The organism is Nocardioides sp. LMS-CY (genome assembly GCF_018732145.1).
Lineage (GTDB): Bacteria > Actinomycetota > Actinomycetes > Propionibacteriales > Nocardioidaceae > Nocardioides > Nocardioides soli.
The window spans coordinates 3,260,176-3,280,312 of the sequence record NZ_CP076104.1 but is presented as its reverse complement, the minus strand read 5'-3'; the positions used below and the strand labels follow the sequence as shown (position 1 = coordinate 3,280,312).

The window sequence follows — 20,137 nt, the reverse complement described above, 5'->3', positions numbered from 1 at the left end:
GCCCTACCGTCGGCTCATGCGCTTCAGCCAGGTCGACGTGTTCTCGAGCGAGCCGCTGCGCGGCAACCCGGTCGCGGTCGTGCACGATGCCGACGGCGTGACCGACGAGCAGATGGCGGCGTTCGCGCGCTGGACGAACCTGTCGGAGACGACGTTCCTGCTCACGCCGACCGACCCGGCCGCCGACTACCGGCTGCGGATCTTCACCCCCGGCGACGAGCTGCCGTTCGCCGGGCACCCCACGCTCGGCAGCGCCCACGCGTGGCTCGAGGCCGGGGGAGTGCCGGCGGCCCGCGACCGCGTGGTGCAGGAGTGCGGCGCGGGGCTCGTGACGATCCGGCGCGAGGACGGGCTCGCCTTCCAGGCGCCGCCGCTGATGCGCTCGGGCGCCGTCTCCGACGAGGATCTCGACGCGATCGCGGTCGCCCTGCGGCTCGACCGCGCCGACCTGGTCGACACGGCATGGATCGACAACGGGCCGGGCTGGGTCGGTGTGCTGCTGCGCGACGCCGACACGGTGCTGGGGCTGCGCCCCGACTGGGCGGCGTTCGGCGACCTCAAGATCGGCGTCGTCGGTCGGTACGCCGCCGGTGGCCCGGCCGACGTGGAGGTCCGGGCGTTCTGCCCGCAGTACGGTGTGCCGGAGGACCCGGTGACCGGCTCGCTCAACGCCGGCCTCGGCCAGTGGCTCGCGGGCAGCACCCTGCCCGCGGCGTACGTCGCGTCGCAGGGCACGGTGCTGCAGCGGGCCGGCCGGGTGCAGGTGTCGCTGGTCGGCGGCGAGGTCTGGGTCGGCGGGGCGACGCGCACCACGGTTGCCGGGTCCGTCGATCTCTGAGGACTAGGCTCGGGCCGTGCAGCAGTACCTCGACCTCCTCCAGCGGATCCTCGACGAGGGCGTCGAGAAGGGCGACCGCACCGGCACCGGCACCCGCTCGGTCTTCGGCCACCAGATGCGCTTCGACCTGACTGCGGGCTTTCCGCTGGTCACCACGAAGAAGGTGCACACGCGCTCGGTCTTCGGCGAGCTGCTGTGGTTCCTGCGCGGCGACACCAACGTGAAGTGGCTGCAGGACCGCGGCATCAGCATCTGGGACGAGTGGGCCGACGCCAACGGCGACCTCGGCCCGGTCTACGGCTACCAGTGGCGCTCCTGGCCGACGCCCGACGGCCGGCATGTCGACCAGATCGCGCAGGTGGTCTCGCAGCTCCGCGACGATCCCGACTCGCGGCGGCACATCGTGTCGGCCTGGAACGTCGCCGACATTCCCGACATGGCGCTCGCGCCGTGCCACACGATGTTCCAGTTCTACGTGGCGGACGGCCGGCTTTCGTGCCAGCTCTACCAGCGCTCGGCCGACGTCTTCCTCGGCGTGCCGTTCAACATCGCGTCGTACGCCCTGCTCACCCACATGGTCGCCCAGGTGACCGGTCTCGAGGTCGGCGACTTCGTGCACACGCTCGGCGACGCGCACCTCTACCTCAACCACCTCGACCAGGCGCGGCTGCAGCTCACGCGCTCGCCGAGGGACCTCCCGCGGCTGGTCCTCGACCCGTCGGTGACCGAGCTCGACGCGTTCGACCTCGAGCACATCGCCGTCGAGGGCTACGACCCGCACCCCGGCATCAAGGCTCCCATTGCCGTCTAGGGTCGGACGTCGGGTCGTCCTGGTCGCCGCCGTCGCCCGCAACGGCGTGATCGGCAACGGCCCGGACATCCCGTGGCGGCTGCCCGGCGAGCAGGCGCTGTTCAAGTCGCTCACGCTCGGCCACACGCTGGTGATGGGCCGCACGACGTACGCGTCGATCGGCCGGCCGCTCCCGGGCCGCACCACGATCGTGCTGACCCGGTCGACGACATGGTCGGCCGACGGGGTGCTGGTCGCGCACTCCATCGAGTCCGCCCTCGACCTGGCCGACACCCTCGACCCCGCCGCCCAGGTGATGGTCGCCGGCGGGGGAGAGGTCTACGCCGCCTCCCTTCCGCACGCCGACGAGCAGGTGCTGTCGCTGGTGGACCTGACTCCCGACGGCGACGCGTTCTACCCGGCGTACGACCCCGCCGAGTGGATCGAGACCGCCCGCGAGCCGTACGACGGATACGAGCGGGTGTTCCTGGTTCGGGCCTCGGAGCGGCTGTAACGCGGCTACGGTGCGCCTGTGGTCGACCTCTGGGCGCGCTTCGGCATCGCGGCCTTCTTCGTGTACGGCACGGTGCGCCACTGGCCGAAGAGGTCGCCCGAGGCGGTCGAGCTGCGTCTCGAGCAGTTCGCGGAGCGATTCGAGTCGCCGGTCCGGATCGAGGAGGCGTCGGGCGTCGACGGCGTGATTCGCGGGGGCGACCACTTCCTGAGTCTCGCCTATGCCGGGCTGGCCGTGATCGCGCTGGCGTGGGGCCCGGAGCCGGCGACCACGGTCGGCATGATCGGTGCCACGGTGCTCCTCGGTGCGGTGCTCGCGCTCGGAGCAACGGTGCGGGCGTTCTCGCGGCTGGAGGATCGCTCACCTGACGGCGAACTGGTGTCGTCCACGGACTTCCAAGACCCTGCGGAGCGAGCCACGCCGTACGCCCTGGTGGTGGCGTCCGTCCTCGCGGTCGTGGCCGACCATGCCGTTGTCGGGTTGGCGGTCGCCGGCGCCGGCCTCCTGGGCGCGGTCGCGATGATCGGTCTCGACCGCTGGCTGTTCCGACTTCGCTTCACGCCCCGTGACGAGCACCACGCGTACGTGCTCGACGCGCTGCGAGCGTCCATCGTGGCGCGCCTGTACCTAGTCGCGGTGAGCTGGCTGGTTGTCCTGCTCGCCATCGGCGAGCACACCGAGCCCTGGACCGCCCTCGCGGTGGCGGTCGTCGTCGTCCCGGTCGTCTGCACCGTGGTGCTCGGCTGGTCGGGGTCGCCGCGCTTCGTCCGACGGCGCTGGCCGGAACGCGCGGCACGGGCCGACGCTGCCCGAACTGCGAAGGCGCCCTGGTGGCGGCGCCCGCGAGCCGCACGCCGGGTACGAGCGGGTGTTCCTGGTTCGGGCGGCCGACCGCCTGTAACGGGTGATCCCGCGCCCGCCCCGCGGAACTAGCGTGAGGCGCATGATCAGGGTCATCGAGGACATGCCGCCGGGGACGATCGGGTTCGAGGCCGGCGGCAAGGTCACCGACGAGGACTACGAGACGGTCCTCGTGCCGGCGGTGCAGGCGGCGCTGGAGGCGGGTGAGGTGCGGCTGCTCTACGTCCTCCCGGACGGCGTGCAGTACTCGCCCGGCGCGATGTGGGCCGACACCAAGCTCTGGGCCGGCCACCTCAAGGGCTGGAAGCGGGTGGCGATCGTCTCCGACGCCGACTGGCTGGAGCACGCCATCAAGGCGTTCGGCTGGATGATGCCCGGGGAGGTGCGCGTCTTCGACGACGACGACGTCCGCGACGCCAAGGCGTGGCTGGTCGGCATCGACGACGACTGAGCCGGGCCACCCTCGCCGACCATGCGCTTGGCCGGCCTGACAGGCTGGACGGCATGGAGCTGCGCGTCTTCACCGAACCCCAGCAGGGAGCCACGTACGACGACCTGGTGGCCGTCGCCCAGGAGGCCGAGAGGCTTGGGTTCGGGGCGTTCTTCCGGTCCGACCACTACCTGGGCATGGGCACCGAGGGGCTGCCCGGGCCGAGCGACGCGTGGATCACGCTGGCCGGCATCGCGCGCGAGACCAGCACGATCCGGCTCGGCACGATGATGACCAGCGCGACGTTCCGGCTGCCGGGTCCGCTGGCGATCAGCGTGGCGAACGTCGACCAGATGAGCGGCGGGCGGGTCGAGCTGGGCATCGGCGCCGGCTGGTTCGAGCCGGAGCACACCAAGTACGGCATCCCGTTCCCGGGCACGAAGGAGCGGTTCGACCGGTTCGAGGAGCAGCTGGCGATCGTCACCGGCCTCTGGGCGACCGAGGGGGGCTTCGGCTTCGACGGCGAGCACTACCAGGTGACCGACAGCCCGGGGCTGCCGAAGCCCACCCAGCCCAAGCCGCCCGTGCTCATCGGCGGCGTGGGCAGGAAGCGGACGCCGCAGCTCGCGGCGCGGTACGCCGACGAGTTCAACCTGCCGTTCGTCGACGAGACGACGACCAAGGAGCAGTTCGCCCGCGTGCGTGAGGCCTGTGAGGCGCAGGGCCGCGACCCGCGGACCATGCGCTGGTCCAACGCGCTCGTGGTCTGTGTCGGCGCCGACGAGGCCGAGGTCGAGCGCCGGGCCGCCGCGATCGGGCGCGAGAAGGACGAGCTGCGCGAGAACGGCCTCGCCGGCACGCCGCAGGAGGTCGTCGACAAGATCGGCCGGTACGCCGCGCTCGGCGCCGAGCGGGTCTACCTCCAGGTGCTCGACCTCGCCGACCTCGACCACCTCCGGCTGATCGCCCGCGACGTGATGCCGCACGTGTGAGCCGACACCGGTCGGGTCGGGGCGGAGCGATAGCCTGGGGGACATGACCTCTGCCGCACCCGCAGCGCCGTTCGGACGCATGCTGACCGCCATGGCGACCCCCTTCGCCGCCGACGGGAGCCTCGACCTCGACGGGGTGCAGCGCGTGGCCAAACACCTGGTCGCCACCGGCCACGACGGGCTCGTGGTCTCCGGTACGACGGGTGAGTCGCCGACCACCACCAAGGAGGAGGACGGCGAGATCCTCGCCGCCGTGCGCGCCGCGGTCGGTCCCGACATCAAGCTGGTCGCCGGCGTCGGCACCAACGACACCGCGACCTCGACGTACCTCGCCCGCCAGGCCCGCGAGCGCGGCGCCGACTGCGTGCTCCTCGTGTCGCCCTACTACAACAAGCCCGGCCAGCGCGGCATCGTCCAGCACTTCCGCCAGGTGGTCGACGCCGCCGAGCTCCCGGTGATGCTCTACGACGTCCCCGGCCGCACCGGCAGCCAGATCGCGCTCGAGTCGTACGCCGAGATGATCGCCTGGGAGCCGGTGATCGCCGTCAAGGACGCCGTCGGTGACATGCCGCGCGCGGCGAAGCTCGCGCAGCTCGGATACGCCGTCTACTCCGGCGACGACGTCAACACGCTCGGCTTCCTGGCCCACGGCGCCTGCGGCCTGGTCTCGGTCGTCGGCCACGCCGCCGGCAAGGAGCTGTCGTCGATGATCGCCACCTTCCTGGCCGGCGACCACGCCGGGGCCCTGGAGACCTACCTGCGGCTGATGCCGGCGTTCGAGGCGGTGATGGGGGTGCCCAACTACGGCGCGACCACCGCCAAGGCGTCGCTCGAACTGCTCGGGGTCCTCGACAACCGCCACGTCCGGTCCCCGCTCGTCGCGCTCGACGACGACGAGGTCGCGGCGCTGCGCGCCGGCCTGGAAGCGGCGGGTCTGTTGTGAGCCACCCCCATCCCGAGCTGTCGGCCCCCGGCCCGCTCGCGCAGGGGGGCCTGCGGGTCACCCCGCTCGGCGGGCTCGGCGAGGTGGGCCGCAACATGACCGCCTTCGAGTACGACGGCCGGCTGCTGCTGGTCGACTGCGGCGTGCTGTTCCCCGAGGACCACCAGCCCGGCATCGACCTGATCCTCCCCGACTGGTCCTCGATCCGCGACCGGCTCGACGACGTCGAGGCGCTGGTGCTGACCCACGGTCACGAGGACCACATCGGCGCCACGCCGTACCTCCTGCGCGAGCGGCAGGACATCCCCCTGGTCGGCTCCCAGCTCACGCTCGCGCTGCTCGGCTCCAAGCTCCGCGAGCACCGGCTGAAGGAGACGGTGCACCACGTCGTCAAGGAGGGGGACCGGATCTCGTTCGGGCCGTTCCAGCTCGAGTTCGTGGCGGTCAACCACTCCATCCCCGACGCGCTCGCGGTCGCGATCCGCACCGGCGCCGGCCTGGTGCTGCACACCGGCGACTTCAAGATGGACCAGCTGCCGCTCGACGGCCGGATCACCGACCTGCGGGCGTTCGCGCGGCTGGGGGAGGAGGGCGTCGACCTCTTCCTCACCGACTCCACCAACGCCGAGACGCCGGGCTTCACCCCGACCGAGAAGAAGATCACCCCGGTCATCGACCAGGTCTTCCGCGAGTCGAACCAGCGCATCATCGTGGCCTGCTTCGCCTCCCACGTGCACCGCGTGCAGCAGGTGCTCGACGCGGCGTACGCCCACGAGCGCCAGGTCGCGTACGTCGGGCGCTCCATGGTCCGCAACATGGGCATCGCCCGCGACCTCGGCTACCTCAAGGTCCCGCCGGGCACGCTGGTCGACACCAAGGACCTCGCCGACCTGCCGCCCGAGCGGCAGGTGCTGATCTCGACCGGGTCGCAGGGCGAGCCGATGAGCGCGCTGAGCCGGATCGCGCAGCGCAACCACAACTTCGTGCACATCGAGGAGGGCGACACCGTCCTGCTCGCCTCCAGCCTGATCCCCGGCAACGAGAACGCCGTCTTCCGGGTGATCAACGGCCTGGCCCGCTGGGGCGCTCGGGTCGTGCACAAGGGCAACGCGATGGTGCACGTCTCCGGCCACGCCAGCGCCGGCGAGCTGCTCTACTGCTACAACATCGTGCAGCCGCGCAACGTGCTGCCCGTGCACGGCGAGATCCGGCACATGCTCGCGAACGGCGAGCTGGCCCGGGCCACCGGTGTCGAGAACGTCGTGATCGCCGAGGACGGCGTCGTGGTCGACCTGGTCGACGGTGTCGCGGAGGTGGCCGGCAAGGTCGAGTGCGGCTACGTCTTCGTCGACGGCTCCTCGGTCGGCGACGTCACCGAGTCCGACCTCAAGGACCGCCGGATCCTGGGGGAGGAGGGCTTCATCTCGGTGATCGTGGTCGTCGACTCGGTCAGCGGCAAGGTCGCCGCCGGCCCAGAGATCCACGCGCGCGGCAATGCCCTCGACGGCGCGTCCTTCGACGAGATCAAGCAGCCGATCATCGACGCGCTCGACCGGGCGATCTCCGAGGGCAACACCGACACCTACCAGCTGCAGCAGACCGTGCGGCGGGTGATCGGCCGCTGGGTGAGCAACACCCACCGCCGCCGGCCGATGATCGTGCCGGTCGTGATCGAGGCCTGAGCGGGTCGGCCGCGTCGGCCGAGCGGCTCGGGCAGTCCGACGCCGGAGCCTGCGAGGGCGTGACGGTGCGTGTCGAGGTATCGGTGAGCCGGGCAGCTGCCTGTCGTTTCATCAAGGGATGTGGGCGAAGTTGCGCCTCCCCCGATGGGGTGCTGCGCGACGGCGTCGGTTCGCCTTCATCCCTTGGTGGCGCCGCGGTTCCCTGGATGAGCTCGGCGAGGGAAGCGCCGGTTCACCCTCATCCCTTGATGAAACCCCCGGGCTCCCACGCCGATCACCCCCACGGAACCGACACCCGATCCGCTTCTTGACGAGACGACCGAGCCAAGACACGCACTCCTGTGGTGCGTGTGACGGGAGTGGCTGCTGCGTAGGGTGGTAACCATGGCGACCCGTACGTCTTCCCCGCCGGGGTCGCGGAGCAAGAGCACGTCCTCGACCTCCCGATCCCGGAGTACCGGCACCAGCCGGACCACCAGCAGCCGTTCGACCGGTTCGGGGCGCAAGCCTGCCTCGAAGTCCCGGTCGAAGAGCTCGAGCAAGAAGCGTCCGGCGTCGCGGCGCCCCGCGCCTCGCGCGGTCCGCACCGGTCCGGGGCCGATCTCCCGGTTCTTCACGATGATCTTCCGCGGCGTCGCGGCGCTGTGGCTGGCGATCGCCCACGGCGTCGGCGCGGTCGCCCGCAGCATCGGCCACACCGCCCGGGACCTCGAGCCCGAGCACCGCCGCGACGGCGTCGGGCTGTTCCTGCTCGGCGGCGCGGTCGTCGTGGCCGCCGCGGTCTGGTGGCAGCTGCCGGGCTCGGTCCTCGACGGGGTCCGCACCGTGGTGCAGGGGTCCGTCGGCAAGGTCGGGTTCCTGGTCCCGCTCGCGCTGGTCTTCGTCGGCTGGCGCACCATGCGCGACCCCGAGCACACCGGACCCGCCGGCCGCCAGGTCGTCGGCTGGACCGCGCTCGCCTTCGGCGTCCTCGGCATCGTCCAGATCGCCGAGGGCAACCCGCAGCCCGATCTCGGTGACACCAGCGACCTGCGGACCGCCGGCGGTGCCGTGGGGTACGTCGTCGCGAGCCTGCTGCTCGACCTGCTGCGCTCGGTGTACGTCGTGGTGCCGCTGCTCGCGCTGCTCGCCTTCTTCGGCGTCCTGATCGTCACCGCGACGCCGCTCTACCAGGTGCCGCACCGGCTCGCCGAGACGCGCGACCGCCTGCTCGGCCGCACCCACGAGGACGAGGACGCGGGCGAGTCCGCCTCGACCCGCCGCAGCCGCCGGTCGAAGGTCGACGACGACGAGATCGATCCCGACCTCGGCGACCCGGCGTACGACAGCCCGGTGCTGCAGGACCGAGAGCTTCGCAAGCGCAAGAAGCGCCTCGAGACCACCGAGGACGGCCTCGACATCTTCGCGTCCGACCCGTTCGCCGACCCGGCGGCCGACCCGGAGCCGGACCCGGCCGACGTCGCCACCGTCGCCAACGGCCCGGCCTTCCCCGACGTCGGCTCCGAGAAGGTCGAGCTCGAGCCGCCGCCGCACGTCCCGCTGCCGGTGCGGGCCGAGCAGCTCGCGCTGTCCGGCGACATCGTCTACACGCTGCCGGGCAGCGACGTCCTCAAGGCGGGCTCGCCGCACAAGCCGCGCTCGAAGGCCAGCGACGCCGTGGTCGAGCGGCTCACCCAGGTGCTGGAGGAGTTCTCCATCGACGCCCAGGTCACCGGCTACACCCGGGGCCCGACGGTCACGCGCTACGAGGTCGAGCTCGGCCCCGGCGTCAAGGTCGAGAAGATCACCAACATCCAGAAGAACATCGCGTACGCCGTCGCCTCGGCCGACGTCCGGATCCTCAGCCCGATCCCCGGCAAGTCGGCGGTCGGCATCGAGATCCCGAACGTCGACAAGGAGGTCGTCTCCCTCGGCGACGTGCTGCGCTCCACCACCGCGCGCTCCGACCATCACCCGATGGTGGCCGGCCTCGGCAAGGACGTGGAGGGCGGCTTCGTGGTCGCCAACCTGGCCAAGATGCCGCACCTGCTGGTCGCCGGCGCCACCGGCTCGGGCAAGTCGTCGTTCATCAACTCGATGATCACCTCGGTGCTGATGCGCGCGACGCCCGACGAGGTCCGGATGATCATGGTCGACCCCAAGCGGGTCGAGCTGAATGCCTACGAGGGCGTCCCGCACCTGATCACGCCGATCATCACCAACCCCAAGAAGGCCGCCGAGGCGCTGGCCTGGGTGGTGCGCGAGATGGACCTGCGCTACGACGACCTGGCCAACTTCGGGTTCCGCCACATCGACGACTTCAACAAGGCGGTGCGCGCCGGCAAGGTCGACCTGCCCGCGGGCAGCGAGCGCAAGCTCGAGCCGTACCCCTACCTGCTGGTGATCGTCGACGAGCTCGCCGACCTGATGATGGTCGCGCCGCGCGACGTCGAGGACGCCGTCGTCCGGATCACCCAGCTGGCCCGCGCCGCCGGCATCCACCTGGTGCTGGCGACGCAGCGACCGAGCGTCGACGTCGTCACCGGCCTGATCAAGGCGAACGTGCCCTCGCGGCTCGCCTTCGCCACCTCCAGCCTTGCCGACAGCAGGGTCATCCTCGACCAGCCCGGCGCGGAGAAGCTGGTCGGCCAGGGTGACGGGCTCTTCCTGCCGATGGGCGCCTCGAAGCCCGCGCGCATCCAGGGGTCCTGGGTGACCGAGGCCGAGATCGCCCAGGTGGTGAAGTACTGCAAGGGGCAGCTGGAGCCGGCGTACCGCGAGGACGTCACCGCGCCCGCGGCCTCCAAGCGCGAGCTCGACGACGACATCGGCGACGACCTCGACCTGGTGATCCAGGCGGTCGAGCTGGTGGTCTCCACGCAGTTCGGCTCCACGTCGATGCTGCAGCGCAAGCTCCGGGTCGGCTTCGCCAAGGCGGGTCGGCTGATGGACATCCTTGAGAGCCGTGGCGTGGTGGGGCCCAGCGAGGGCTCGAAGGCGCGTGACGTGCTCGTCAAGCCCGACGAGATCGATGGTGTGATCGCGACCCTCCAGGGGGAGATGTGAGCAACCTCAGCACGGCCGACTTCGACCAGACCTACGACGAGCCGGCCGCCACCGCGCCGGCCCCGGTCGAGGTGCGCCGCAACGGCGCGCTCTCGGGCGGCATCGGCGTGGTGGCGGCGGTCGTCGCCCTCGCCTACCTGACCCGAGCCCTCGGCGACGGCGCGCTGCTCGACTGGGTGCTCGCCCTCGCGATGGGTGCCGTCGCGGCGGTGTACCTGTCCGCGCTCGTCGACGCCCGCACCCCGCTCATGGTCGTCGACGAGCAAGGTGTCCGACTCCGCAGGGGCCGCCGCTGGCTCGGCTTCCGGTGGGACTCGGTCGAGTGCCTGGAGCACCGGCCCCGCCGCGGGGCGCTGCGCGACGGGCGCCTGGTCGTGGTCGCGTTCGACGACGACCGCGAGTACGCCGTACCCCTGTCGCTCTCGACCTGGGTGGCCGGAGGCGGCGACGACCTGACGCTGGCGCTGGAGCGGCTCGCCGACGACCCCGACCGGGTCGTCGAGGTCACCGACGTCGCCCACGCTCCGGTCGAGGACGAGTGGACCGAGGACGACCTCGACGAGCCCGAGTACGACCCGTACGACGAGGGGGAGTGGGTCGATGAGGCCGACCGGCCGGAGGAGCCGCTCCACCCCGTGCTGCACGATCCCCGGCCGACCGTGGCCCGGGGCATCGACTTCCTCGCCGACCGGCTGCGACTGCGCCGCGAGCGGCCGACCGGCCACGACGAGGCCGAACAGGACGCGGCCGAGCACGACGCGGCCGAGCACGAGGACCTTCCGGCCGGTCCCGAGCCGACCGTCCCGCTGGTGGCCGCGAGCGCGACGCCGCTGCCGCTGCGTGACCCGGTCGGCGGCAGCCGGGCCGAGGTGCGCTTCGACGGCGCCGCCGCCCTGGCGGCCGAGCCGGCCGAGACCGACGACACGATCGCGGCCGCGCTGCCCGAGATGAGCGAGCTGCGCCGCGATCCGGACGCGCTCGTCATCGACGCCGGCGACGTCGCGCCGGTGGTCGACCCGGTCGCCGACCCGGTGGTCGGCCCGGTGCTGGCGGCGGCTCGCACCCGGCTCCACCTCACCGTCGACCAGCTCGCCGAGCGCACCCGGATCCGCCCGCACGTCATCGAGTCCATCGAGGTCGACGACTTCGCGCCCTGCGGCGGCGACTTCTACGCCCGCGGCCACCTGCGCACGCTCGCGCGGGTCCTGGGCGTCGACGCGACACCGCTGCTCACGGCGTACGACGAGCGGTACGCCGACGCGCCGATCGACGCCCGGCGCGTCTTCGAAGCCGAGCTCGCGACGGGCGCGGACGGCCCGATCCGCAGCATGCGCGGCGGCCCCAACTGGTCGGTGCTGATCGCCGCCGTGATGGCGCTCGTGCTGGCCTGGTCGATCGCGCGGCTGGTCATGGACAGCCCGGTCGAGATCGGCGACAAGCCGGTGCTCAACGGCTCGCCGGCCCCGCGCGCCAAGCTCGGCGCACCGGTGCCGGTCGTCCTCGACGCGGCCACCGGCGGCACGCACGTCGTCGTGCTCGACGGCGCGGGCGAGCAGGTCTTCAGCGGCGATCTCGCCTTCGGCGAGAAGAAGACCGTGAAGGCGGCGCCGCCGGTGCGGGTGCAGGCCTCCGACGGCGGTCTCCAGGTGACGGTCGCCGGCAAGGAGCGCGGCGCGGTCGGCTCCGAGGGCCAGCCCGCCCAGAACACCTTCGCCGCCGACGACTGAACCGGACGCCGAGGCGGCGCCAGATTTTCACAACACCGTGCAATCTGGCGCCGACTCGGCATTTCGACGCGCCACCCGTCGGTTGGGATACTCGGAGGGACATGACGACCGAAACCAGCAGCCCGTCCGATCTCCTCTCCGTCGCGATGGTCACCCTCGGGTGTGCCCGCAACGAGGTCGACTCCGAGGAACTGGCGGGGCGCCTCGAGGCGGGCGGCTTCCGCCTGGTCGACGACCCCGCCGCCGCCGACACCGTGGTCGTCAACACCTGCGGCTTCGTCGAGTCGGCCAAGAAGGACTCGGTCGACACGCTGCTCGAGGCCGCCGACCTGAAGGCCAGCGGCCGTCCCCAGGCCGTGGTGGCGGTCGGCTGCATGGCCGAGCGCTACGGCAAGGAGCTCGCCGACTCGCTGCCCGAGGCCGACGCCGTGCTCGGCTTCGACGACTACCCCGACATCGCGGCCCGGCTCCGGTCGATCATGGCGGGGGAGTCCCACGAGGCGCACACCCCGCAGGATCGCCGCACGCTGCTCCCGATCACGCCGGTCGAGCGCGCGCTGTCGACCGCTCCGGTGCCCGGCCACGCCTCGGGGCCCGCCAGCCTGCGCCGCCGCCTCGACTCCGGCCCGACCGCCTCGCTCAAGCTCGCGAGCGGCTGCGACCGGCGCTGCTCGTTCTGCGCGATCCCGTCCTTCCGCGGCTCCTTCGTGAGCCGCCGCCCCTCCGACGTGCTCCAGGAGGCCCGCTGGCTGGGCGGCAACGGCGTCCGTGAGCTGTTCCTGGTGAGTGAGAACTCGACGTCGTACGGCAAGGACCTCGGCGACCTGCGGCTGCTCGAGACGTTGCTGCCCGAGCTGGCCGCGGTCGAGGGCGTCGACCGGGTCCGGGTCTCCTACCTGCAGCCCGCCGAGACCCGGCCGGGGCTGGTCGAGGCGATCGCGACCACGCCCGGCGTCGCGCCGTACTTCGACCTCTCCTTCCAGCACGCCAGCGCCGGCGTGTTGCGCCGGATGCGCCGCTTCGGCGACCCCGAGAGCTTCCTGTCGTTACTGGAGCAGATCCGCGGGCTCGCGCCCGACGCCGGCGTGCGGAGCAACGTGATCGTCGGCTTCCCGGGCGAGACCGAGGACGACCTGCAGACGCTGTGCGACTTCCTCGTCGCGGCCCGCCTCGACGTCACCGGCGTGTTCGGCTACTCCGACGAGGACGGCACCGAGGCGGCGACGTACGACGCGAAGCTGGACGACGAGGAGATCCGCGGCCGCGCCGAGCACGTGACGGCCCTGGTCGAGGAGCTCACCAGCCAGCGGGCCGCCGAGCGGGTCGGCGAGACCGTGGAGGTGCTCGTCGAGCGCATCGACGACGAGACCACCGAGGGCCGCGCCGCCCACCAGGGGCCGGAGGTCGACGGCTCGACGTACCTCCTCGACGGCGACGCGCAGGTGGGCGACCTGGTCCGCGCGGTCGTGGTCGAATCCGAAGGCGCCGACCTCTACGCTCGGGTGGTGTGATGGACGAGGCCGTGCGCACCCAGCCCAGCAACTGGAACGTCCCCAACGTGCTGACGACCCTGCGGATCGTCATGGTCCCGTTCTTCGCCTGGGCGCTGCTCGTCGACGGCGGTGAGTCGATCACCTGGCGCTTCGTGGCGTTCGTGATCTTCGCGGTCGCGATGATCACCGACAAGATCGACGGCGACCTGGCCCGCAAGCACGACCTGGTCACCAACTTCGGCAAGATCGCCGACCCCATCGCGGACAAGGCGATCACCGGCATGGCCTTCATCGGCCTGTCGATCGTCGGCGACATCTGGTGGTGGGTGACGATCGTCGTGCTGCTGCGCGAGTGGAGCGTCACCCTGCTGCGGCTCTCGATCCTGAAGAAGGTCGTGATCGCCGCGGCCGACCTCGGCAAGATCAAGACCACCTTCCAGGCGGTCGCACTCGCGACGCTCTGCCTGCCGCTGCGCGACCCGGACCTCCCGAGCGGGCTCGAGGTGCCCGGCGAGGTCGTCTTCTACCTTGCGCAGGCGTGCCTGGCGATCGCGGTCGCCCTCACACTCTGGTCGGGCTGGGAGTTCTACCGCGGCGTGTGGCGGCAGCGGGCCTCGCTGCGCTCCTGAGCCCCACCGACGAGCGCTGACGGGTCCGGATCGGACCTGTCCGGACGTCTACCCGGATCCCGGTAGACGTCCTCGGCGGCGCGCCGTCGCGGCCGGCCTGTAACGAATTGTTCAGCAGATACAGGTGCGAGACGTCCGTTTCGAGGCTAGGGTCCCTTCACCACCATGGTCCGCGCCGGAGGGCTTCCCCCACCGCTGCGTCGTCGCCGAGAGTTCTCCTGAGCTTCCCGGTGCGGCCAGCGAAGCTTCCCGACGTTCGCGGTTCGATGGCGCCGCTCGCTGTTGCTGTCCACCGTCAACCGTTCGGAGAACGCCTTACATGTTTGCTTCCGGAAAGCGATTCGCCTGGGGCGCAGCCCTGGCCGTCGTCGCCAGTGGTCTGCTCGTCCTCCCCGCCGCACCTGCCTCCGCCAACGCGGCCGGGACCGGCTTGGTCATCAACGAGGTCTACGGCGGCGGTGGCAACACCGGCGCGGTCTACACGAACGACTTCATCGAGCTCTACAACCCGACCGCGAACGCGATCTCCGTCGGCGGGCTGAGTCTGCAGTACCGCGCCGCCGCCGGCTCCGGTGCGCCCGGGTCGTCGAACGTGTTCGCTCTGCCGACGAAGACGATCCAGGCGGGTGGATACTTCCTGGTGCAGGCGGCGCCCGGCACGACCGTGACCGACAAGCCTCTTCCGGTGACGCCGGACGCGCAGACCACCGGTACCGCGCTGAACCTGTCGGGCACCGGCGGCCAGATCTTCCTCGCGGACGGCACCGCCCCGCTCGACCCCGGCACGGGAACGATCTCCAACCCCTCCGTCATCGACTTCGTCGGCTGGGGCACGTCCACGACCAGCTACGAAGGCGTCCCGGTCGCGCCCGCAACCCGCAACAGCGCCCCGGCCACGGCGAACGCGACCTCGATCTCGCGCACCTCCCCGGGTGCCGACACCGACTCGAACTCCGCCGACTTCGCGGCCGCGACCACGCCGTCCCCGACCACGTCGACGGTCGCTGCCGCACTCGCCGTGACGACGCCGGGTAACAAGGCGGCCTTCGTGGGCACCGCGATCGCGCCGATCGCACTCGCCGCTACGGGCGGTACCCCTCCCTACGCCTGGGAGGCCAGTGGCCTGCCCGCGGGACTGTCGCTGGGCGGAGCCACGATCTCGGGCACCCCGACCGAGACCGGCACCTCGGAGGTCACGGTCACGGTGACGGACTCGGCGAGCCCCACCCCGGCCTCTGACTCCCAGACCTTCACGATCACCGTCAGCGAGACGCCCGAGCTCCGGACGATCGCCGAGGTGCAGGGCACCGGCGAGCGCTCGGAGTTCGCCCCCGCCACCGGCAACGGCGCCGGCCAGACGGTGGCCGTGCGCGGTGTCGTCACCGCGATGTACCGCACCGGCGGCTACAACGGCATGTACGTCCAGACCGAGGGCACGGGCGGCACCACCGACGCCACCCCCGGTGCGTCGGACGCGATCTTCGTCTACGGCAACCCCGACATGAGCCGCATTCCCGCCGGCATCGAGATCGGCGACTCGGTCGAGGTCATCGGCGCCGTCTCGGAGTTCTACAACTCCACCCAGATCACCCCGGCGGTCGGCGGCGTCACCGAGCTCGGCACCGCGCTGGACCCGGTCACCGGCTTCGAGACCGGCTACCCGGCCACCGACGCGGAGCGCGAGGCACTCGAGGGCATGCTGCTCGCCCCCACCGGTGACTTCGTCGTCAGTAACGCCTACAGCACCAACCAGTACGCCGAGGTCGGTCTCGCCGCGACGATCGAGGGCGCGGGCGGCGACCCCGACATCGCCGGACCGCTGAAGCAGCCGACCGAGCACGTCAGGCCCAGCGACACCGCGGGCGTCGCCGCGATCAGGGCCGAGAACGCCGCTCGTGCGGTCACCCTGGACGACGGAGCCTCGTTCAACTACCTGCAGAGCCAGGCCAACAAGGGGCTTCCCGTGCCCTACCTGACCGGTGCCGACGGCCAGCCGAACCCGGTCCGGGTCGGCGCCAAGGTCACGTTCGAGGTGCCGGTGATCTTCGAGTGGCGCAACGACCTGTGGAAGTTCCAGCCGACCTCGCAGGTCACCACCAACGGCGCGGACTTCGTGACCTTCGAGGACACCCGCACCCCCAACGCCGCGCCCCAGGACGTCCTGGGGACCGACGGCGACCTCAAGATCGCCACCTTCAACGTGCTCAACTACTTCGACACCACCGGTGAGGCCTACGTCGCCGCCGGCCAGCACGAGAACCCGCCGATCGTCACCCACTGCACCTACTACACCGACCGGGCGAGCAACCGGATCGGCAACGACCAGTGCGGTGTCAAGCACCCCGGTGAGACCTACACCGCCTCCAACCCCAACGACGGCCGTGGCCCCCGCGGCGCGGCGACCGACGCGAGCCTCGCGCGCCAGGAGGCCAAGCTGGTCAACACGCTGATCACCATGGACGCCGACATCATCGGGCTGGAGGAGATGGAGAACTCCATCAAGCTCCCCGGAGAGTCGAACCGCGACCAGGCGCTCGCCCACCTGGTCGACCTGCTGAACGCCGCGGACGACCAGAACACCTGGGCGTACGTGAAGAGCCCGGGTGAGGCGATGACCGCAGCCGCGGTCGCCGAGCAGGACGTGATCCGCGGCGCGTTCATCTACAAGCGCGACACCGTCGAGACCGTCGGCCAGTCGCGGATCCTCTTCGGCACCGACGAGTTCGCGAACGCGCGCGAGCCGCTCGCCCAGGCCTTCAAGGCCGCGGGCGCTCCCGACGGCGACGCCTTCGCGGTGATCGTCAACCACTTCAAGTCCAAGGGTGACAACCAGTCCCCGACCCCGCCGGCGACCGGCGACAACGCCAACGACACCATCACGGGCGTCGGCGCCTTCAACGGCGACCGCAAGCGCCAGGCGACCCGCCTGCTGCAGTTCGCCGAGGACTTCGCCGAGGAGCGGGAGATCGAGGCGGTCTTCCTGGCCGGTGACTTCAACTCCTACAGCATGGAGGAGCCGATCGCGATCCTCACCGCTCCGTCCGCCGGGTACGAGCTGATCGAGTCCGACCAGGCGGGCGAGGAGTCCTACTCCTACAACGGCCTGTCGGGCTCTCTCGACCACGTCCTCGGCAATGCGGCCGCGATCGACATGGTGACCGGCGCGGACATCTGGGAGATCAACGCCAACGAGGCGGCCTCCTTCATGTACAGCCGCTACAACTACAACGTCACCGACTTCTGGCAGCCGAACCTCCCCTTCGGCACCTCGGACCACAACCCCGAGATCGTGGGGGTCGACGTCCCGGACTTCACGCCGACCTCCTACGAGGAGGTCCAGGTGATCGGCACCAACGACTTCCACGGTCGGCTGCTCCCCGACGCCGGCAACGCGGCCGGCGCGGCGCCGTTCGCCACGGCGGTCAAGGAGCTGAAGGACGACAACCCGAACTCGGTCTTCGTCGCGGCCGGCGACCTCGTCGGTGCCTCGACGTTCGAGTCCTTCATCCAGGACGACGAGCCGACCATCGAGGCCCTCAACGCCATGGGCCTCGAGGTCTCCGCGGCGGGCAACCACGAGTTCGACCGCGGCTACACCGATCTCGCCGATCGGATCCGGAGCAAGGCCGACTGGGAGTACATCGCGGCGAACCTCGAGTACGACCCCGAGTTCATCGAGGCGGCCGACGAGCTCGCCGAGACCTGGACCAAGACGATGCCGAACGGCAAGAGGATCGGCTTCGTCGGCGCGGTCACCGAGGACCTGCCGGCGCTGGTGAACCCGGCCGGCATCGAGGGAATCACCGTCACCGACGTGGTCGACGCGACCAACGACGCGGCGGCCGCCCTCAAGTCCGGTCCGGACCCCGTGGACCTGGTCGTGCTGCTCGTCCACGAGGGCTCGCCGTCGACGGTGTGCAACTCGGACAGCTTCACCGACGAGGCGACCACCTGGGGCAACATCGTCCAGAACACCTCGGCCGACGTGGACGCGATCATGTCGGGCCACACGCACCTGGCCTACAACTGCCGGTTCCCGGTGCAGGAGTGGGTCGACGACTCCTCGCGGACCGTCAAGCGCCGTCCGGTCGTCTCGGCCGGCCAGTACGGCACCAACCTCAACCGGCTCGTGTTCAAGTACGACGACGCGACCGGCGACCTGGTCTCGATCGGCCAGGACGTGATCGCCACGGCCGGCGTCGGCTACCCGTCGAACGCCACGGTGCAGGGGATCGTCGACGACGCGGTCGACTACGCCGCGACCAAGGGCGCCGAGCCGCTGGGCTGGATGGACGGCGAGTACCGCCGGGCGTCGTACAACCCGAGCGGCACCGCCACTGAGAACCGGGGCGGCGAGTCGACGCTGAACAACCAGGTCGCGGAGGTCCAGCGCTGGGCCACCGACGAGGCCGGCATCGAGACCGACATCGCGTTCATGAACCCCGGTGGTCTGCGGACCGACATGCCGGGTGACGCGGACGCCGGCCTGCGGAAGCTGACCTACCGAGGGGCGGCCAACGTCCAGCCCTTCGCGAACACGCTGGTCAACATGAAGCTGACCGGTGCGCAGCTCAAGACGGTGCTCGAGCAGCAGTGGCAGCGCAACGCCCAGGGCGGCGTCCCGTCCCGGCCGTTCCTGCGCCTGGGTGTCTCGAAGGGCTTCACCTACACCTACGTGGAGACCCCGGAGACGGTCAGCGTGCCGAACTCCGCACCCGTGAACACGTTCCAGGGTGAGGTCACCGGCATGTGGCTCGATGGTGAGCCGATCGACCCCGCGGCGACGTACTCGGTGACCGTCAACTCCTTCCTCGGTGGTGGCGGCGACAACTTCTGGGAGCTCGCGAACGGGACCCAGAAGGTCGACACCGGCAAGGTCGACCTCGAGGCGATGGTCGAGTACATGAAGCAGTACCCCGACGCCGCGCACGCGCTGCCGGTCGACTACAGCCAGCGGGCCGTCGAGGTGACCTTCCCGAACTCCGCCCCGGCGACCTACGCCCCGGGGGACTCGGTGACCTTCGATGTCGCCTCGTGGGCGATGTCGGCCGCCGGCGACAAGACCGACGCGCAGCTCAAGGTGCTGCTCGACGGTGAGGAGATCGGCTCCGCCACGGTCGACAACGCCATCGGCGCCCAGCCGTACGACGACTACGGCACCGCCACGGTCGACGTCCCGCTGCCCGCGGACCTTGGGGACGGCCCGGCGACGCTGATGCTCGTCGGGGGGACCACCGGGACGTCGATCCCCGTCGAGATCACCGTGGACGACGGGATCGAGCCGGCGGCGACCCTCTCCGCCGGACCTGACGTGTCCATCGCGTGGGGACAGCCGGCCTCGGTCTCGGTGACCGTCGGCGGCAACGCCGGTCAGCCGACCGGCACGGTCCGTCTCCTGGAGGGCGGCTCGCCGCTGGGCCAGGCCACGCTCGCGGACGGCTCCGGCACCGTCACCCTGGCGGCGGGGTCGGTGACGCCCGGCAGGCACGTGCTGCGCGCGGTCTATGACGGTGACGGCACCTACCCGGCCGGTGCCGAGGACGAGGTCGTGCTCACCGTCGCGCCGGCCACGTCCACGGTCACCGCGGGCGACGTGTCGATGACGTACGGCAAGGCGGCGACGGTCACCGTCAACGTCAGCGGTGGCGGCGGCGGAACGGTGACCATCCTGGACGGGCCCAAGAGCCTGGGCAGCGCACCGGTCGCCGGCGGGGTCGCCACCATCGGGCTGTCGGCCGGGGCGCTCCTGCCCGGCGCGCACACGCTCACCGCGGCGTACTCCGGTGACGCCCGCGTCGCCTCGGGCTCCGACACGTTCGCGGTGACGGTCGCGAAGGCGAAGTCGTCGACGAAGGTGAAGGCGAAGCCGGCGAAGGTCAAGGTCAAGAAGACCAAGGCCAAGCTGACCATCACCGTGACCGGACAGTCGGGTGTGGTGGCGACCGGCAAGGTGAAGGTGAAGGTCCCGGGCCAGGGCACGAAGACGGTGACCCTGCGCAAGGGCAAGGCCACGCTGAAGCTGGCGAAGTTCACCGATACCGGCAAGAAGAAGGTCAAGGTCAGCTACCAGGGCAGCGACCTGCTGAAGCCGAGCTCCGGCTCGGTGGTCGTGAAGGTCGTCAAGAAGAAGTAGGCCCGAAAGCAGGCTGCGACGTACGTCGGCCCGTCCGTGCTCCGGCAGGGACGGGCCGAC

The 20,137-nt window shown here is 71.2% G+C and carries 13 protein-coding genes; all 13 read left to right on the top strand.

Going from position 1 to position 20,137, the window contains the following annotated elements; translation table 11 throughout:
- The first annotated feature begins 16 nt into the window (after positions 1 to 16).
- The 13 genes from KM427_RS15665 to KM427_RS15605 all read left to right on the top strand — a co-directional run bounded on the left by KM427_RS15665 (position 17) and on the right by KM427_RS15605 (position 20,077).
- Positions 17 to 838: a PhzF family phenazine biosynthesis protein gene (locus tag KM427_RS15665; RefSeq protein WP_215524462.1), complete on the top strand. Its 822-nt coding sequence runs from the start codon at positions 17 to 19 to the stop codon at positions 836 to 838.
- Positions 839 to 854: 16 nt separating this feature from the next.
- Positions 855 to 1,649, top strand: coding sequence for a thymidylate synthase (locus KM427_RS15660; RefSeq protein ID WP_183594157.1), 795 nt, complete (start codon positions 855 to 857; stop codon positions 1,647 to 1,649).
- Complete coding sequence (locus KM427_RS15655) at positions 1,639 to 2,142, top strand: dihydrofolate reductase (protein WP_215524461.1); 504 nt, start codon at positions 1,639 to 1,641, stop codon at positions 2,140 to 2,142. Before KM427_RS15660 ends, KM427_RS15655 begins: the two co-directional genes overlap by 11 nt.
- 18 nt (positions 2,143 to 2,160) lie before the next feature.
- Positions 2,161 to 3,075 carry a hypothetical protein gene (locus tag KM427_RS15650; protein WP_215524460.1) on the top strand — a complete coding sequence of 305 codons (915 nt, stop codon included), beginning with the start codon at positions 2,161 to 2,163 and terminating at the stop codon, positions 3,073 to 3,075.
- Between the two features lie 10 nt (positions 3,076 to 3,085).
- Positions 3,086 to 3,454 carry a SpoIIAA family protein gene (locus KM427_RS15645; protein WP_215524459.1) on the top strand — a complete coding sequence of 123 codons (369 nt, stop codon included), beginning with the start codon at positions 3,086 to 3,088 and terminating at the stop codon, positions 3,452 to 3,454.
- Positions 3,455 to 3,507: 53 nt separating this feature from the next.
- Entirely contained in the window at positions 3,508 to 4,425 is a 918-nt protein-coding gene (locus KM427_RS15640) for an LLM class F420-dependent oxidoreductase (RefSeq protein WP_215524458.1), read from the top strand.
- A gap of 43 nt (positions 4,426 to 4,468) precedes the next feature.
- The gene (dapA, locus tag KM427_RS15635) at positions 4,469 to 5,368 is read left to right on the top strand and encodes a 4-hydroxy-tetrahydrodipicolinate synthase (RefSeq protein WP_215524457.1); all 900 of its coding nucleotides are present in this window, start codon (positions 4,469 to 4,471) and stop codon (positions 5,366 to 5,368) included.
- Positions 5,365 to 7,050: a ribonuclease J gene (locus tag KM427_RS15630; protein WP_183594163.1), complete on the top strand. Its 1,686-nt coding sequence runs from the start codon at positions 5,365 to 5,367 to the stop codon at positions 7,048 to 7,050. The genes dapA and KM427_RS15630 overlap by 4 nt, the downstream gene beginning before the upstream one ends.
- 384 nt (positions 7,051 to 7,434) lie before the next feature.
- Positions 7,435 to 10,095 carry an FtsK/SpoIIIE family DNA translocase gene (locus tag KM427_RS15625; protein WP_215524456.1) on the top strand — a complete coding sequence of 887 codons (2,661 nt, stop codon included), beginning with the start codon at positions 7,435 to 7,437 and terminating at the stop codon, positions 10,093 to 10,095.
- The gene (locus KM427_RS15620; protein ID WP_215524455.1) at positions 10,092 to 11,822 is read left to right on the top strand and encodes a helix-turn-helix domain-containing protein; all 1,731 of its coding nucleotides are present in this window, start codon (positions 10,092 to 10,094) and stop codon (positions 11,820 to 11,822) included. The genes KM427_RS15625 and KM427_RS15620 overlap by 4 nt, the downstream gene beginning before the upstream one ends.
- A 101-nt stretch (positions 11,823 to 11,923) precedes the next feature.
- On the top strand, positions 11,924 to 13,333 hold the full coding sequence (gene rimO, locus KM427_RS15615) for a 30S ribosomal protein S12 methylthiotransferase RimO (RefSeq protein ID WP_215524454.1): 1,410 nt from the start codon (positions 11,924 to 11,926) through the stop codon (positions 13,331 to 13,333).
- Positions 13,333 to 13,944 carry a CDP-diacylglycerol--glycerol-3-phosphate 3-phosphatidyltransferase gene (gene pgsA / locus KM427_RS15610; RefSeq protein WP_183594167.1) on the top strand — a complete coding sequence of 204 codons (612 nt, stop codon included), beginning with the start codon at positions 13,333 to 13,335 and terminating at the stop codon, positions 13,942 to 13,944. Before rimO ends, pgsA begins: the two co-directional genes overlap by 1 nt.
- Positions 13,945 to 14,263: 319 nt before the next feature.
- Positions 14,264 to 20,077 (top strand): ExeM/NucH family extracellular endonuclease, encoded by a 5,814-nt coding sequence (locus tag KM427_RS15605; RefSeq protein ID WP_215524453.1) that lies wholly within the window; start codon positions 14,264 to 14,266, stop codon positions 20,075 to 20,077.
- The last annotated feature ends 60 nt before the right edge of the window (positions 20,078 to 20,137 follow it).

Excerpts from the sequence above, each read along its gene's own strand:
- KM427_RS15640 (WP_215524458.1), top strand. The coding sequence starts at position 3,508 with ATGGAGCTGCGCGTCTTCACCGAACCCCAGCAGGGAGCCACGTACGAC.
- pgsA (WP_183594167.1), top strand. The coding sequence starts at position 13,333 with ATGGACGAGGCCGTGCGCACCCAGCCCAGCAACTGGAACGTCCCCAAC.
- KM427_RS15625 (WP_215524456.1), top strand. The coding sequence starts at position 7,435 with ATGGCGACCCGTACGTCTTCCCCGCCGGGGTCGCGGAGCAAGAGCACG.
- KM427_RS15605 (WP_215524453.1), top strand. The coding sequence starts at position 14,264 with ATGTTTGCTTCCGGAAAGCGATTCGCCTGGGGCGCAGCCCTGGCCGTC.
- KM427_RS15645 (WP_215524459.1), top strand. The coding sequence starts at position 3,086 with ATGATCAGGGTCATCGAGGACATGCCGCCGGGGACGATCGGGTTCGAG.
- dapA (WP_215524457.1), top strand. The coding sequence starts at position 4,469 with ATGACCTCTGCCGCACCCGCAGCGCCGTTCGGACGCATGCTGACCGCC.
- rimO (WP_215524454.1), top strand. The coding sequence starts at position 11,924 with ATGACGACCGAAACCAGCAGCCCGTCCGATCTCCTCTCCGTCGCGATG.
- KM427_RS15665 (WP_215524462.1), top strand. The coding sequence starts at position 17 with ATGCGCTTCAGCCAGGTCGACGTGTTCTCGAGCGAGCCGCTGCGCGGC.